Origin of the sequence: Aeromicrobium sp. S22 (genome assembly GCF_009661045.1) — a bacterium.
Classification (GTDB): domain Bacteria; phylum Actinomycetota; class Actinomycetes; order Propionibacteriales; family Nocardioidaceae; genus Aeromicrobium; species Aeromicrobium yanjiei.
In genome coordinates this window covers 320,690-335,020 of sequence record NZ_WJWV01000002.1, presented here as the reverse complement: position 1 = coordinate 335,020, position 14,331 = coordinate 320,690, and the positions used below count along the sequence as shown (strand labels likewise).

13 protein-coding genes are annotated in these 14,331 nt (G+C 69.3%); 12 read left to right on the top strand and 1 reads right to left on the bottom strand.

The annotated features are described in order from the left end of the window. Positions 1 to 57: 57 nt before the first annotated feature. Entirely contained in the window at positions 58 to 2,796 is a 2,739-nt protein-coding gene (locus GEV27_RS10295; protein ID WP_309222162.1) for an AAA family ATPase, read from the bottom strand. A 199-nt stretch (positions 2,797 to 2,995) separates the two neighbouring features. Here GEV27_RS10295 and GEV27_RS10290 point away from each other — a divergent pair, with 199 nt between their 5' ends. From GEV27_RS10290 to GEV27_RS10235, 12 genes are all read left to right on the top strand, one after another. After that, positions 2,996 to 3,877 carry an ABC transporter ATP-binding protein gene (locus GEV27_RS10290; protein ID WP_153934204.1) on the top strand — a complete coding sequence of 294 codons (882 nt, stop codon included), beginning with the start codon at positions 2,996 to 2,998 and terminating at the stop codon, positions 3,875 to 3,877. Positions 3,878 to 3,915: 38 nt separating this feature from the next. Continuing rightward, positions 3,916 to 4,635 carry an ABC transporter permease gene (locus tag GEV27_RS10285; RefSeq protein WP_153934203.1) on the top strand — a complete coding sequence of 240 codons (720 nt, stop codon included), beginning with the start codon at positions 3,916 to 3,918 and terminating at the stop codon, positions 4,633 to 4,635. Beyond that, complete coding sequence (locus GEV27_RS10280; protein ID WP_153934202.1) at positions 4,632 to 5,534, top strand: protein kinase; 903 nt, start codon at positions 4,632 to 4,634, stop codon at positions 5,532 to 5,534. Before GEV27_RS10285 ends, GEV27_RS10280 begins: the two co-directional genes overlap by 4 nt. A gap of 34 nt (positions 5,535 to 5,568) precedes the next feature. Then, positions 5,569 to 6,414, top strand: coding sequence for an alpha/beta fold hydrolase (locus GEV27_RS10275; protein WP_153934201.1), 846 nt, complete (start codon positions 5,569 to 5,571; stop codon positions 6,412 to 6,414). A 105-nt stretch (positions 6,415 to 6,519) separates the two neighbouring features. Then, the gene (locus GEV27_RS10270) at positions 6,520 to 6,762 is read left to right on the top strand and encodes a GNAT family N-acetyltransferase (RefSeq protein ID WP_153934200.1); all 243 of its coding nucleotides are present in this window, start codon (positions 6,520 to 6,522) and stop codon (positions 6,760 to 6,762) included. Then, entirely contained in the window at positions 6,759 to 7,151 is a 393-nt protein-coding gene (locus tag GEV27_RS10265; protein WP_153934199.1) for a GNAT family N-acetyltransferase, read from the top strand. The genes GEV27_RS10270 and GEV27_RS10265 overlap by 4 nt, the downstream gene beginning before the upstream one ends. A gap of 13 nt (positions 7,152 to 7,164) precedes the next feature. After that, positions 7,165 to 8,442, top strand: coding sequence for a glutaminase (locus tag GEV27_RS10260; protein WP_309222161.1), 1,278 nt, complete (start codon positions 7,165 to 7,167; stop codon positions 8,440 to 8,442). 67 nt (positions 8,443 to 8,509) lie between these two features. Beyond that, positions 8,510 to 9,511 carry a LacI family DNA-binding transcriptional regulator gene (locus tag GEV27_RS10255; protein ID WP_309222160.1) on the top strand — a complete coding sequence of 334 codons (1,002 nt, stop codon included), beginning with the start codon at positions 8,510 to 8,512 and terminating at the stop codon, positions 9,509 to 9,511. Positions 9,512 to 9,640: 129 nt separating this feature from the next. Then, positions 9,641 to 10,606: a substrate-binding domain-containing protein gene (locus GEV27_RS10250; RefSeq protein ID WP_228765148.1), complete on the top strand. Its 966-nt coding sequence runs from the start codon at positions 9,641 to 9,643 to the stop codon at positions 10,604 to 10,606. A 49-nt stretch (positions 10,607 to 10,655) separates the two neighbouring features. Next, the gene (locus GEV27_RS10245; RefSeq protein WP_309222159.1) at positions 10,656 to 12,863 is read left to right on the top strand and encodes a cytochrome P450; all 2,208 of its coding nucleotides are present in this window, start codon (positions 10,656 to 10,658) and stop codon (positions 12,861 to 12,863) included. After that, the gene (locus tag GEV27_RS10240) at positions 12,860 to 13,855 is read left to right on the top strand and encodes a hypothetical protein (protein WP_153934195.1); all 996 of its coding nucleotides are present in this window, start codon (positions 12,860 to 12,862) and stop codon (positions 13,853 to 13,855) included. Before GEV27_RS10245 ends, GEV27_RS10240 begins: the two co-directional genes overlap by 4 nt. A 40-nt stretch (positions 13,856 to 13,895) precedes the next feature. After that, on the top strand, positions 13,896 to 14,315 hold the full coding sequence (locus GEV27_RS10235; protein WP_153934194.1) for a MarR family winged helix-turn-helix transcriptional regulator: 420 nt from the start codon (positions 13,896 to 13,898) through the stop codon (positions 14,313 to 14,315). Positions 14,316 to 14,331: the final 16 nt, after the last annotated feature.

Sequence of the window (14,331 nt, the reverse complement as noted above, 5' to 3'; positions counted from 1 at the left end):
TCGAGTCGCTTGGTCGGGTCGCAGTCGGCCGGGAGCACGCCAGGGTGGATCGGTAGGTCAGGGGAGCGGAAAGTCCCTGAGCTGGCGCCGGGAGGTGATGTCCAGCTTGCGGAAGATGTTGCGGAGGTGGGCGTCGATGGTGCGGGGACTCAGGAACAGCTGCGCCGCCACCTCCCGTGAGGTCGCGCCGGTCGCCACGAGCCTGGCGATCTGCGCTTCCTGGGCGGTGAGCGCGTCCGTCGGTTGAGCTGTGCGCTTGCGAGGATGCTCGCCCGTGGCGCGCAGCTCGCGGGCGGCGCGCTCGGCAAACCCCTCGATCCCCATGTCCGAGAGCATGCTGTGGGCCGTGCGGAGCTGTTCGCGGGCGTCCTGCCGTCGGCCCTCGCGGCGCAGCCACTCGCCGTAGACCAGGTGGGCGCGCGCCAGGAAGACGGCCCACCGGCACTTGGTGAGCCGCGTGATGGCCTCGCGGTAGTGCTCCTCCGCGGCAGGGCCGGTCATCGTCATCGCGCGTGATCGTGCGGCCAGCCCCAGCGCGAAGTTCGTCCCGCTGGCCTGGGCCCTGGAGCTGAGCTGCTCCAGTGCGGCGGCGGCGCGGTCGTGGTCACCGACGCGCACTGCCGCCTCGACGAGCTCAGGAAGCGCCAGGCTGCTGTACGCCAGGTCGTCGTGCTTGCAAGGCGGTATCGCGGCGGCGAGCGCGGCGTCGTAGTTGCCCAGGCCGTTGTGGAAGGCGGCCAGCGTGGACTCGGCCAGGCTGACCGTCGCCCCCTCGCCACGCTCGGTCGCCTCCTCGACCATGGTTGCGTACAGCTCCAGCGTCTTGGGCTGTTCGCCACGCCACGCCGCGATCATGAGCCGCGCGTTCGGCAGCGGCGGGGCCCCGGTCGCCTCCGTGATGGCGGACTCCTCGGCGGCGAGCTCGGTGGCATGCGCAAGCTCGCCGGCGATCACGAGTATCGAGGCGACGGCGTTGAGCGCGGCAGGGAGGGCGGACAGCGCGCCGGCGTCTCGAGCGAGGCGGACCGCGCGGTTGGCCAGGACATGGAGGGCCTCGTCGTCCCACAGCATCGCCGCGACATGGCAGGCCAGCCAGAGCCAGCGGAGGTCTTCGTCGTCGACGCAGGTCTCGGGGTCGAGCAGCATCTCCAATGCCCGCTTCAGGGGTGGGACGCTGGCCTCGAACCCGTCCGTGAACCTCGTCGACAGCCCGTTCAGCAGCAGATCGACCGGTCGCAGCGACGCCGGCGGCGGGGGAGCATCGCGGGCGGCTTCGGCTGCGTCCAGCACGCCGCACCCACAGGCGAGGTGGCCGGCGTGGATCGCGGCATCGATCGCGTGCAGGTAGGTCTCGCGTGCCAAGGTCGGATCCAGTGGGGTGAGGGTCTTGGCCACGTCGAGCAGCGTCCCCGGCATGTCGCCGCCCCGGGTCAGGTGGAAAGCGATCCGTGCGTCCAGCAGCTCGAGCTGGGCGCGCTGCAGGGCGTCCAATGACCCGGTTCTGGCCACATCCAGCAACCCCAGGGCGGCCTCGGATGCGCCGGCCTCGTACTTGGCGTGGGCAGCGGCCAGTGCCCGCGTTGCGCGGGTGGAAGGATCAGGCGTCAGCTCTGCCGCGCGCTCCAGGAATGCGGCTGCGGCAGCCAGCCCGCCTCGCGCTCGGACCTGGGCCGCCGAGCGCGCCAGGTCGGCGGCAGCCTCCTCGTCGGTTCCCAGCACGGATCTCGCACGGTGCCACGCTCTCCGGTCGGGGTCCCGCTGGGCGTCGGTGGCGGCAGCCAGTGCGGCGTGGGCTCGACGCTGGTCCGGAGGTGTGGCCGCCTGGTAGACCGCCGAGCGGGCCAACGGATGGCGGAACCACACCCGATCGGCGATCTCCAGCAACCCGCTGGCCTCTGCGGGCGCAGCTGACTCAGGACCGATGCCGAGCTCAGCCGCTGCGCGCCACAACAGTGCCGCCTCCCCGGTGGGCTCTGCTGCGGCGAGCAACAGCAGAAGTCGGGTCTCGGCCGGCAGGTGGGCGGAACGACGTCGGAAGCTGTCCTCGATGCGGCTTGGCACGCTCGCCGCCTCCGGCACCTCGAATCCACCGGCCAGCAGCGCGGCAGACCCACCGCGAGGCAGCTCCAGGAGCGCCAAGGGGTTGCCGCGCGCCTCCGCGATGATCCGGTTGCAGACCGTTTCGTCCAACGGCGTGCCGACCGCGGTGGCCAGAAGCTGCCGTGCGTCGGAGTCACCGAGGCCGTCCAGCCTCATCTCGGGAAGGCCTGCGAGCGGATCGTCGCCCGCCACGGTGTCGCGCCGCGCGAACAGCAGAACCACCCGCTCGGCGGACACCCGCCGTGCCACGAACGCCAGGACCTGCGCAGACGCCTCGTCCAGCCACTGCACATCGTCGACCAGACACAGCACCGGCCCGTCCTCGGCGCCCCCGGCCAGCAGGTGGAGAACGGCCAGACCCAGGAGGAGTCCTTCCGGCGCGGGGCCGCTGCGCTGCCCGAAGGCCACGCCCAAGGCAGCTTGCTGGGGGACCGGCAGCTCGCCCGCGCGGTCCAGCAGCGGCGCACACAGCTGGTGCAGGCCCGCGAACGCGAACTGCGTCTCCGCCTCCACTCCGACCGAGGTCTCCACCCGGAACCCACAGGCGGACGCAGCTTCGCGAGCATGTTCCAGGAGCGCGCTCTTGCCGATGCCCGCCTCCCCGCGCACGACCAGCACCCCGCTGCGTTCGGCTTGCGCATCACTGAGCAGCCGCTCGATCGCCTCGCGCTCCGCAGGGCGACCTAACAGACCCACTGGGCGCACTCCCGTCTCGTGACGTGCGGACTAGGCGATTATCACCTACGCGAGCCGCCTCCCGCTGCGATTTCGCCGCAAGAGGGGGCGGGCAGCCGCCGACAACACCGAGGTTTTCACCGATGCGACAGCGTGTCCACCTGGGCGAATCTGATGACACAGCACCGGGACCCGCCGGTGCGCAGGCAAGGAGCCCACCATGTCCGCCGATCACGTCATCGAGGTCGACCGTCTCAGCGTCGCCTATGGCGACTTCGCCGCCGTCCGCGACCTGTCCTTCCACGTGAAGCGGGGTGAGCTCTACGCGTTGCTCGGATCGAACGGAGCCGGCAAGACGTCCACCCTGGAGGTCGTCGAAGGTCACCGCCCGGTCACATCGGGCGCGGTGCGGGTGTTCGGGGAGAGCCCGCAGAACCGGAGCGCGGTACGTCCGCGCATGGGAATGATGCTGCAGGAGAGCGGCTTCGCTCGCGATCTGACGGTCCGGGACTCCGTCGGTCTGATCGGCGCGCTGAGCGGAAGGCACGACGACCTCGACCGGGTGCTCGGGATGGCTGGGCTGACTCGCAAGCGGGACACCCGGGTCTCCCAGCTCTCCGGCGGCGAGAAGCGTCGCCTGGACTTCGCCACTGCCGTGTTCGGGGCGCCGGAGCTCATCATCCTGGACGAGCCCACGGCAGGCCTGGACATCCAGTCCCGGGATGCGCTCTGGGCCGCCGTGGACCAGCTTCGTGACAAGGGATCCACGGTCGTCCTGACCACCCACTACCTGGAGGAGGCGCAGCAGCGCGCCGACCGCGTCGGGCTCATGCACCGAGGCACCCTCCGGCGAGAGGGCACCGTCGAGGAGCTCACACAAACCCTGCCGTCGAAGATCAGCTTCGCGCTGGCTCCGGGTGACCCCGAACCGCCGGTCCTCGGTGCCCGCAACGGTGCCTTCCACGTCGAGACCTTCGACCTGCAGGGTGACCTCCACCGGCTCCTGGACTGGGCGCAGCGGGCCGGCGTGGAGCTGCAGCAGCTGGAAGCCGGACCAACCCGTCTCGACGACGTCTTCCGCACCCTCGACGCCGCCGCCTGAGCACTCCGACCCACCCCGTGCCACGAAGGAGCTCCGCCATGATCGAGATTGCCCGCACCGAACTGATCCAGATCTTCCGCAACAGGCTGGTCCTGGTGACCGGACTGATCATCCCGGTCGCCTTCAGCGTGTACGTCGTGCACCAGCGCCAGACGTTCCTCGACCTGGGAAGCCTCGGCTACGTCGCGGCGATCATGATGTTCGTCGTGATGGCCCTCGGGCTCTACACCACGGCGGTGACCACGTTGGCCTCCCGCCGGCAGGACCTCTTCCTCAAGCGGCTGCGGTCCACCGCTGCGAGTGACGTGAACATCCTGGCCGGGCTCCTCGCCCCGCTGACGCTCGTGGCCCTCCTGCAGGTCGGCGCGATGCTGGCCGTGCTCGGCGTGGTCGCCACCAGCCCGGTCCACACCTGGCTGCTCGTGGTGGCCGTCCTGGCCACCACGTCGATGATGGTCGCTCTTGCGCTGGCCACCGCGGGGCTCACGAACTCGCCCGAGCACGCCCAGGTGACCACGCTGCCGGTCACTCTCGCGGTGATTGCGGTAGCGAGCTGGGTCGGGATCACCGGTACAGAGAACCTCGCCCAGCTCAAACGACTGCTGCCGGGAGGGTCGGCCACCGAGCTGGTCGTCAATGCATGGGAGGGCAGTGTCCCTCTCGACCAGTCCCTGTTGCTCCTGATCCCGACCGTGGGCTGGGTCGCTGCCGCCGTCGCGCTGGCCACGCGGTTCTTCCAGTGGGAGCCACGCCGATGAGGCCGACGTCGCTGCTGGGCGGGCGCTACGAGCTGGGTGACGTCATCGGTCGTGGCGGGATGGCGGTGGTCCATGCGGGTCGCGACCTCCGCTCGGGCCGTCGGGTCGCGATCAAGGTGCTCCACCGGCACCTCGCCAAGGACCCCCTGTTCCGATCCAGGTTCCGGCGCGAGGCGCAGACGATGGTCGGCCTGTGCCACCCCGCCATCGTCTGCATCTTCGACACGGGAACCGACGTGATCGAGGACGGCTCCCACGCAACCGTGCGCGTCCCGTTCATCGTCATGGAGCATGTCGACGGGCAGACCCTGCGCGACGTGTTGCGGCTCGGGGAGCTCACGCTCGCCAGTGCGGTCCAGTATCAGCTCGGCGTGCTCTCGGCACTCGAGTTCAGTCACCGCGCCGGCGTCGTCCACTGCGACATCAAACCGGCCAACGTGATGATCACGTCCGAAGGGGCCGTCAAGCTCGTCGACTTCGGGATCGCGCGCGCCAGCGGTGACCTGGCACCGATGATCACCCAGGCGCAGGCCGTGCTGGGCACGCCGTCGTACCTCTCACCGGAGCAGGCGCTCGGTGAGACGGCGGACATCAGCAGCGACATCTACTCTGCGGGCTGCCTGCTCTACGAGCTGCTGACCGGACGGCCTCCCTTCGTCGGTGACCCGATCTCGGTCGCCTACCAACACGTCCATGAGCAACCTGCGCCGGCCAGCACCGATGTCGCCCGGCTCGACGCCGTGCTCGCCAAAGCTCTCGCCAAGTCCCGGACCGATCGGTTCCGGAGCGCGCGGGCCTTCAGCGAGGCCCTGGGGTCCGCGGCCGAAGGCATCGTCCGCGGCCCACGCACAGCACCAGCCATGAGCGGCCACGCCGAGGTGGCCGCAGTCGACTGCTGACCGACAGCAGATCAACGAGAGAGGGAAGACGATCATGGGACTCATCACTGTTGGGGACGAGAGCGGCACGCCGGTCGAGCTCTACTACGAGGATCAGGGCGGGGGACAACCCGTGGTCCTCATCCACGGCTATCCGCTGAGCGGGCACAGCTGGGAGCGCCAGACGCGCACGCTGCTCTCTGCCGGATACCGCGTCATCACCTACGACCGGCGCGGCTTCGGCCAGTCCTCGAAGGTCGGCACGGGTTATGACTACGACACGTTCGCCGCAGACCTGGACGTCCTGCTGCGGACGCTCGACCTGCGCGACGTCATCCTCGTCGGCTTCTCGATGGGTACAGGAGAGCTGGCCCGTTACGTCTCGACGTACGGGCCCGAGCGGGTGGCGCGGCTCGCCTTCCTCGCCTCGCTGGAGCCCTTCCTTCTCGCCGGTGATGACAACCCCGAGGGAGTGCCGCAGGAGATCTTCAGCGGGATCGAGGCCGCGGCGAAGGCTGACCGCTATGCCTGGTTCACCCAGTTCTTCGCTGACTTCTACAACCTTGACGAGAACCTCGGGACCCGGATCAGCCAGGATGCGGTGACTGGCAGCTGGAACGTCGCGATCTCCAGTGCTCCGGTCGCCGCCCACGCCGTCGTTCCGTCCTGGCTCGAGGACTTCCGGCCGGACATCGAGGCGGTCCGTGCGAGCGGCAAGCCGGTCTTGATCCTGCACGGCACCGCGGACAACATCCTGCCGATCGATGCGACGTCGCGTCGGTTCCGGCAGCTCCTCCCGGACGCCCGGTACCTCGAGATCGAGGGTGCGCCGCACGGGCTGCTCTGGACGCACGCCGACGACGTGAATGACGCGCTGCTCGCCTTCTCGGCGGACCGATGAGCGCCGTCGAGAGCATCGTCACCCGTGGCGACCTGATCACCAGCCTCTACGTCCTGATCGATGCGCCGTGACCGCCTCAACCACCACTACCAGGAGGACGCACACATGACAGCCATCCAGGTTCTCCCGGACCCGTCCCGCCTGCGCTACCAGGCGAGCATCGACGGTGAGGTCGCAGGCTTTGTCGAGTACATCGTGACCGATGAGCTGATCGTCTTCACGCACACCGAGGTGCACCCACGGATCGAGGGCAAGGGCGTCGGCTCGGCGATCGCCCGGTTCGCGCTGGACGACGTCCGTGCCACCTCGTGTACGGCGTCCCTGAGCCGGCGAAGGACAAGTAGATGATCACGACACTCAAGGACAAGCGCGGTGCGACCATGACGGTCGAGCTGGAGATCGACACCCCGGTCAGCTCGTACACGGTGAGCCCGGAGGGCGAGCCGGCTGTGGGACGTGCCGACTTCATCGATTCCCCCGGGACCGGCCATGACCGGATCTTCTTCCACACCGAGGTGGACGACGAGTTCGGTGGACGCGGCCTGGCGGGGTTGCTGGTCCGGGCGGCGCTCGACGACAGCATCCGCAGCAAGGTCACCGTCGTGCCGGTGTGTCCGGTCTTCGCGCGGCACCTGAGGACGCACGGCAGCGAGTTCACCGCGAGAGGCGGAGTGTTCCGCAGACCAACCCCTGCCGACATCGCCGTGGTCACCCGGGCTGCACGAGGCGAAGCATGACGGAGGAGGCCCGGTGCGACCCATCATTCCCGACTACCTGACCGATGCGCTCGCTGATGTCGAGCCGGACGTCTCGGGAGAGCTGGCGGCATACATACCCGAGCTCGCGGGAGCAGACCCTGATCGCCTCGGTGCCGTCTTCGCCACTCTGGACGGCACGATCTACGGCGCCGGCGACATCGACCACGAGTTCACGATCCAATCGATCTCCAAACCGTTCACGTATGCGCTTGCGCTGGCTGATCGCGGTTTCCATCCGGTGCTCGACAAGGTCGGCGTCGAGCCGTCGGGGGAGGCCTTCAACCAGATCTCCCTCGAACGTGGGAGTGGGCGCCCGCTCAATCCGATGATCAACGCCGGCGCGATCACCGCACACTCCTTGGCCGGCCCGCCAGGGCTGGATCCGGCAGGGCGGGTCGAGCGAGTGATCGACGGCTTGTCCGCGTTCGCCGGCCGACGGCTGGCGATCGACGAGGCGGTGTGCGCGTCCGAGATGAGGCACGCGCACCGCAACCTTGCCATCGCGCACATGCTCCGCAGCTACGACATCCTCACCGAGGACCCCACGGCCGTCGTCGAGGGCTACGTCCGGCAGTGCTCCGTGCTCGTCACCGTGCGGGACCTGGCCGTCATGGCCGCGACGCTTGCCAACGGCGGGGTGAATCCGCTCTCGGGTGAGCAGGTGGTCCATCGACCGGTCGTGCGTCAGGTGCTCAGCGTCATGGCCACCTGCGGAATGTACGACGCCGCAGGGGACTGGGCGACACACGTCGGCATCCCGGCGAAGAGCGGCGTGGCTGGCGGGCTCATCGGCGCATTGCCCGGACAGATCGGCATCGCCACGTTCTCACCACGGCTGGACGCGCATGGCAACAGCGTGCGGGGGGTGTCCTTGTTCGAACAGTTCTCGTCCGACGCGGGCCTGCACGTGATGGAGGTGCCGGAGTCTGCGCCCTCGGTCGTGCGATCGAACCGCGTCGATGGCGACCGATCGGATGCCGTCCGGGTGATCCAGCTGCAAGGGGGAATCCGCTTCGCCGGCGCCGAACGAATCGTCCGTGAAGCTGCTGGCGTGTTCCCCGAGACCAGGGTGGCTCTGGATCTCACCATGGTCTACTCGATCGACGACGTGGCACGACGCATGCTGCTCGAGGTCACGCGTCGGCTCACCCTGGACGGCCACGACGTCTACCTGGTGGACCCGGAATCGATCGTGCCGGATCCCGATCCCGGCGATGGCGGCCGAGTCACCGTCGTCGAAGACCTTCACCACGTGCCTCTCGCCCTCTAGAAGTCTCCGTCGTGTCGCTGAAGCCGTCTTGCCCCAGCTCGCCGTCCTCAAGTGGGACGATGGCGACGTGACGAACTCCTCGCGCCCGACGATCTACGACGTGGCGGCTCGTGCTGGGGTGTCCAAGTCCTTGGTCTCGTTGGTCCTGCGCGAGCCCGGCACCGTGAGTGAACGCCGGCGGCGCGCGGTCCTGGAGGCGATCGACGAGCTCGGGTACCGACCGAGCTCGGCGGCCGCGTCGCTGGCGGGGACACGGACCAGGACGATCGGCATGGTCGTGGAGGACTTCGCCAACCTGTGGTTCGTCGATCTGCTGCAGGGCCTGCGCGAAGTGCTGAAGCCCGAGGGACTGCAGGTGTTGATGGGGGACAGGCAGATGACGATGTCCCCCGGTCGCGACGCGATCGACGCGTTCGTGTCGATGCGCGTGGAGGGGCTGGTGCTCGCCCTGGATCCGCCGGACGTGCTGACGGGCCTGCACGGGATCCCCGCTGTCGTCGCCGGCGAGCGTGGACCGCATCCTGACGGTGTTGCGAAGGTGGCCAACGATGATCGCTCGGGGGCGAGGCTCGCCACCAGGCACCTCATCGAGCTCGGGCACACCCGCATCGCGCACGTCACCGGCGAAGGGGGCGCGGCGCAGGTCCGGCGCGAGGCGTACGAGGCCACGATGACCGAAGCGGGTCTCGAGCCGCTGGTCGTCGGGCACGGCAACCCCACCAACGACGAGGCCGCGACCGTGGCGACGCGCGAGCTGCTCGCCGCCCGCCGCGACGTGACCGCGATCTTCGCCGCCAACGACGCGATGGGGCTGGGGTGCATGGGCGCTCTGCGCGAGGTGGGTCTGTCGGTGCCGGACGACGTCTCGATCGTGGGGTACGACAACTCGCTGATCGCCCAGGCCGCGTACCTCGACATGACCACGGTCGACGACCGGAGCCTGGACGTCGGACGTGAGACCGCCCGGGTTCTCCTCGACCGGATCGGGGGAGCCATGACGGAGGCGTCCACGCTGCTGCTCACCCCGTCGCTGATCGTGCGGTCGACGACTCGTCCAGCCGCCAGGTAGCAGTTCTCACTTGGCAGGGGTTGACGTGTCCTGCATCACAGCGTACGTTTTGGAGCGCTCCAGAGTTGCGCCGAATGTCTAGACAAAGGTCGGACCGGGATCGGCAGGCTCACTGACTAGAGACGAGTGATGATGAAGAAGATCGCGATGATCGGTGCAGTCGCCGCAGGGATGCTGGCGGTGACCGCGTGCAGCGGCACCGGCAAGAGCGAGGGCCCCGCCAACTCCAAGGACCTCGACCTGACCTACGCAGTCGTGACGCACGCGCCGCCCGGCGACGCGTTCTGGGACCGGGTCAAGTCCGGCGCCGAGCGGGCCGCGGACGACTACGGGCTCACGATGACGTACTCCGGTGACCCGGATCCTGCCGAGCAGTCCAACCTCATCGACAGCGCCGTCGCGGACGGGGTCGACGGGCTCGTGGTCTCGATGGCCAACCCCGACGGCGTCAAGAGCAGCGTCGAGAAGGCTGTCGCGGCGGGCATCCCCGTGGTGACCGTGAACGCCGGGCAGGACCAGTCGAGAGCTTTCGGAGCCATCACCCACGTGGGACAGTCCGAGACCCTCGCGGGCGAGGCGGTCGGCGCTCGGATGAAGAAGGACGGCTTCTCGAACGCCGTCTGCGTCATCCAGGTCGCAGGTGCCGTCAACCTCGAGGAGCGGTGCGCCGCTGCCAAGGGCGCGATGGGCGGCACGATGAAGAACCTTCAGGTCGACGGCACGGACGACAGCCAGGTCACCACGACGATCACCACGCGGCTGCAGAGCGACAAGAACATCGACGTCATCCTCACGCTCGGCGGCCAGCAGGCCATCGACGCCGTGGCAGCGGTCAAGGACGCAGGCAGTGACGCGAAGGTCGTCACGTTCGACCTGTCCGAGGACGTCCTGGCGGGCATCGAGGCCGGCGAGATCCAGTGGGCTGTCGACCAGCAGCCGTTCGTGCAGGGGTTCGAGGGCATCTCGGTCCTGTATCTCAAGAGCGTCAACGGCAATGACCTCGGTGGCGGCCAGCCGATCTACTCCGGGCCCGCCTTCGTCGACTCCTCGAACGCCAAGGCCATCGCGAAGTACGCCGCGAACGGCACCCGATAGACCGGCGCGCACCCGCGACCTTGACGCCACCAGAGAAGGAGAACGACCGGTGACCACGCAGCAGGACGTCTCGAGCGTCGTCTACGACCCCTTCAGCGTCGCGTTCCAGGAAGACCCGTTTCCGGTCTACGAACGCCTTCGGGAGGACGCCCCCGTCTACCGCAGCGAGAAGTGGGGCTTCTGGGCACTGTCGCGGTACGACGACGTCCGCGCCGCGCTGCTGGACCCGGAGACGTTCAAGAACCATCCGGGCATCGACCTCGACGCGACGAACGACCAGGGCGGCGAGGGCAACATCCCCAACCTGGACAACCCACGCCACGACGAGATCCGCAACGTGGTCCAGCGACTGTTCATGCCGCGCAGCATCGCTCGGCTCGAGGACGACGTCCGGCGCATCACCCGCCGGATGGTTGACGGCTTCGCCCATCGCGGGACGGCCGATCTGGCTCAGGAGCTGTCGTGGCCACTGCCCTACGAGGTGTTCTTCGACTTCCTCGGTCTGCCCGACGGAGACGACCGCGAACAGCTCATCACCTGGTCGCACGGTCTGAAGGACCGGGTCCCGGACGACGACACACTCACGCCGTTGGCCATCCACTCCACCGTCAGCTCACGCGAGTACATCGCCGACCTGCTCATGCAACGCCGCGTCCATCCGAGGAACGACCTGCTGACCCACGTCGTGCAGGCGGAGATCAACGGCATCCCGCTCGCCGAGCCGGAGATCGAGCAGGCCTCAGAGATCGTCGGACTGGTGTTCGGCCTGTACCTCGCCGGCATCGAGACCACCGCGGGCTTGCTGTCGACACTGTTCCAGGAGCTCGCTGCGCGCCCCGACCAGCAACGCGCCCTGCGCGAGGACCCGAGCCTGATCCGCAACGCGGTCGAGGAAGGGCTCCGGTTCCGGACGCCGTTGCAGCTGACGGTGCGGACCGCGACCCGCGACGTCGAGCTGCACGGCGTGACCATCCCGGCCGGTGACCGCGTGGCGATGGTGATCGGCGCCGCCAACCACGACCCGCGGCAGTACGAGCGCGCGGGCGAGTTCGACGCACTGCGACCCAACGTCCGCCACCTCGGCTTCGGCGAGGGCCTGCACGGATGCCTGGGCAACCCGCTCGCACGGCTGGAAGCGCGAGTCGCGCTGGAGGAGGTGCTGCCCCGCCTGGGGGAGTACCGCATCTCCGGCCGCGTCGAGCGCTACCCGTCCACGCCCAACATGGCGGTGCTCGACCATCTCGACATCGAGTTCGACCCGGCGCACGCCTCCGCGGCGCAGTCGTCCGTGCCGAGCGCGGATCATCGGCACGCTCCGACCTCCCTGCCGATGGTGGTCGAGGAGCGGGTCGAGGTCTCCGACCAGGTGGTGGCCCTGACCCTGACGTCGAGGGACGGCTCGGACCTGCCGCCATGGCAACCCGGCGCGCACGTCGACCTCGTCCTCGGGGACGGCCTGGTGCGGCAGTACTCGCTCAGCGGGGATCCGGCCGATCGCTCCTGCTACCGCGTCGGGATCCTCCACGAGCCCGACGGGCGCGGAGGCTCGACGTTCGTGCACACGAGTCTGCGAGCCGGCAGCCGGGTGGAGGTCCGCGGGCCGCGCAACCACTTCGCGCTCGAGGAGTCGCCGCAGTACGTCTTCATCGCCGGCGGCATCGGCATCACGCCGATCCTGCCGATGATCGCCCAGGCCGAGGCCGCGGGCGCGGACTGGACACTCGTGTACGGCGGGCGGACCCGGGCGACCATGGCCTTCCTGGACGAGCTCGCTGCGTACGGTGACCGGGTCGTCCTGTGGCCCCAGGACGAGCGTGGCCACATCGATCTGGACTCGCTGCTGGGCGAACCGCGCGCCGACACCCTCGTCTACGTGTGTGGGCCCTCCCCGTTGCTGGACGCCGTCGAGGAGCGGTGCCGGGTGTGGCCGGAGAACGCCCTGCACCTGGAGCGGTTCGCTGCCAAGCCCGTGGGTGCTCCCGCCCTGGACGAACCGTTCGAGGTCGAGCTGTCACGGTCCGGACGAGTGCTCACCGTCCCCACGGACCGCAGCGTCGTGGAGGTGCTGGACGACGCGGGCGTCGTCGTGCTGACCTCGTGCGGCGAAGGGACGTGCGGGACCTGCGAGACGCAGGTGCTGGACGGCGTGCCGGACCACCGCGACTCCGTCCTGACGCCGGCGGAGCAGCGGCGCAACGACTGCATGATGGTCTGCGTCTCGCGCTCCTGCTCGCCAAGACTGGTCCTGGACCTGTGAAGGTCTCCATCGGCGCCGAGGAACGTGAATGGACTGAGCTGCTCCCTCGGGGCACCTCGAGCCCTGCGTGGATGCACTCCGGGATCGCGGTGACCGACAGCGGCGAGGTGGTCGTGGCTTCACCCGAGGGGGACGCGATGGTCTTCCTCGATCGTGACGGCGCGGAGCTGCGCCGGGTGGCGACGCCCACCACGGACCTGCACGGCATCGTGCGCGACGTCATCGACGGCCGCGACGTCTTCTGGCTCGTCGACCACGGCCACAAGTACGTCCCGGCCAGCCCGGCGTACCTCGACCACCGGGTGCAGGGGCGACTCGTTGCCGTGACTCCCGACGGAGACGTCGTCCACGAGCTTCACGCACCTGCCCACCCGGCGTACGCGCACACGGGCTGGAGCCCGACGGCCCTCGCGGTCGAGGGCGAGGACGGACGGATCTGGGTCGCCGACGGATACGGCGCGTCCCTGGTCCACGCCTACGCCCCGGACGGGTCCTGGCTGATCACCGTCGACGGAGCCGACTCCGGCACGGCCTTCGACTGTCCGCACGGCATCGTCGTGGACCAACGCGGCCCTGAGCCGGTCCTTGTCGTGGCGGACCGGGCCAACCAGCGACTCGTCGAGCTAGGGCTCGACGGACGCACCCGCAGGGTGCTCGCCGCCGACCAGGTCTGGAGCCCCTCGGGGCTCGCGATCGACGACGACCTCCTGCTCGTCACAGAGCTGTGGGGTGACCTGGTGGTGCTCAACCGCGACGGCGCGGTCGTCGACCGGGTCGCTGAACAGCCCGCGGAGCCCGGGCGTCCCGGTTGGCCCAACGCGATGGCCGCCGGAGCCATGGTCCGGCCCGACGTGCGTCCCGGAGCGCTCAACAGCCCCCACGGCGTCGCAGTCGACCCGACGGATCGCTCCTGGGTGCTCACCGAGTGGTTCATCGGAGGTCGCGTCGTGCGCCTCTCGCCTCGAAGGACAGGTGCCGGCGGAACAGGTTGACCCACGCTCGGCGTGGTGAGGCGGCGACTAGTCTTCGAACATGTCCGAGCCGCCGCCGTTCAGCCCGACCATCGCACTCCTGACGGTGGCGCGGGTGTGGGACGCTGCGCTTGCCGACGAGCTCAAGGCGTTGGGACTCACGAGCCGCAAGTACGGCCTTCTCGGACACATTCGCGGCACGCCGGGCATCTCGTTCAGCGAGCTCGCGCGTCGGTCCCGGATCACGGTGCAGAGCGTCCACACGGCCGTGGCGGGGTTCGTGCAGAACGGTCTCGTCGACGACGACACCGCCCACGCCGGGTCCGCGTCGGCCCTGCGGGTGACTGCTGAGGGCGAGGCGCTGCTGGCGCGGGCAGCGGAGGTCGTCGACGACATCGACGCCCGGTTCGCCGATCAGCACCCCGGCCTGGTCGACGCGCTGCGGGCGCACGTGGCGGAGGTGTTCGCCGCACGCCCCTAACCTTCAGATAGGCTGA